This is a genomic window from Streptomyces sp. SID5785, assembly GCF_009870065.1.
In the GTDB taxonomy this organism is placed as follows: Bacteria; Actinomycetota; Actinomycetes; order Streptomycetales; family Streptomycetaceae; genus Streptomyces.
On sequence record NZ_WWIA01000422.1, the window covers coordinates 1 to 1,047 of the forward strand.

At 67.2% G+C, this 1,047-nt stretch carries 1 protein-coding gene; it reads right to left on the reverse strand.

What is annotated here, in order from left to right; genetic code table 11:
• On the reverse strand, positions 1–1,047 hold a 1,047-nt coding region (glgB, locus tag GTW43_RS13850), incomplete at both ends, for a 1,4-alpha-glucan branching enzyme (protein WP_161302005.1).

Sequence of the window (1,047 nt, forward strand, 5' to 3'; positions counted from 1 at the left end):
CGAGGGAGAAGGTCATTTCGTGGTGGTGGTGTGTGCGGTGGGCGGGGTCGCGGCCGGTGTAGGTGAGTGTGTCGTGCATCCAGCCCATGTTCCATTTGAGGCCGAAGCCGAGTCCGCCGAGGCCTGTGGGGCCGGTGTGGTGGGTGGGGCGGGTGACGCCGTCCCAGGCGGTGGATTCCTCGGCGATCGTGACGATGCCGGGGCAGCGGCGGTAGACGGTGGCGTTCATTTCCTGGAGGAAGTGGACGGCGTCCAGGTTTTCGCGGCCGCCCGATTCGTTGGGTTCCCAGTCGCCGGGTTCGCGTGAGTAGTCGAGGTAGAGCAGGGAGGCGACGGCGTCGACGCGTAGTGCGTCGATGTGGAATTCCTCGCACCAGTAGACGGCGTTGGCGACGAGGAAGTTGCGGACCTCGCGGCGGCCGAGGTCGAATTGGAGTGTGCCCCAGTCGGGGTGGGCGGCGCGTCGTGGGTCGGTGGGTTCGTAGAGGGGGTGTCCGTCGAATTCGGCGAGGGCCCAGGTGTCGCGGGGGAAGTGGGCGGGGACCCAGTCCATGATGACGCCGATGCCGGCTTGGTGGAGGGTGTCGATGAGGTGTTTGAGGTCGTCGGGGGTGCCGAGTCGGCTGGTGGGGGCGTAGTAGCCGGTGACTTGGTAGCCCCAGGAGCCGCCGTAGGGGTGTTCGGCGAGGGGCATGAGTTCTACGTGGGTGAAGCCGAGGTCGGTGATGTATGCGGGGAGTTGTTGGGCGAGTTGGCGGTAGGTGAGTCCGGGGCGCCAGGAGGGGAGGTGTATTTCGTAGACGGAGAAGGGTGCTTCGTGGACGGGGCGGTGTCCGCGGGTGGTCATCCAGGTGTCGTCGTGCCAGGTGTGGTGGCTGGTGTGGGTGCGGGAGGCGGTGGCGGGGGGTGTTTCGGTGTGGCGGGCCATGGGGTCGGCGCGCAGGGTGTGGGTGCCGTCGGGGCGGGTGATGTCGAATTTGTAGAGTTCGCCCTCGTCGATGCCGGGCACGAACAGTTCCCAGACACCCGACGAGCCGAGCGAACGCA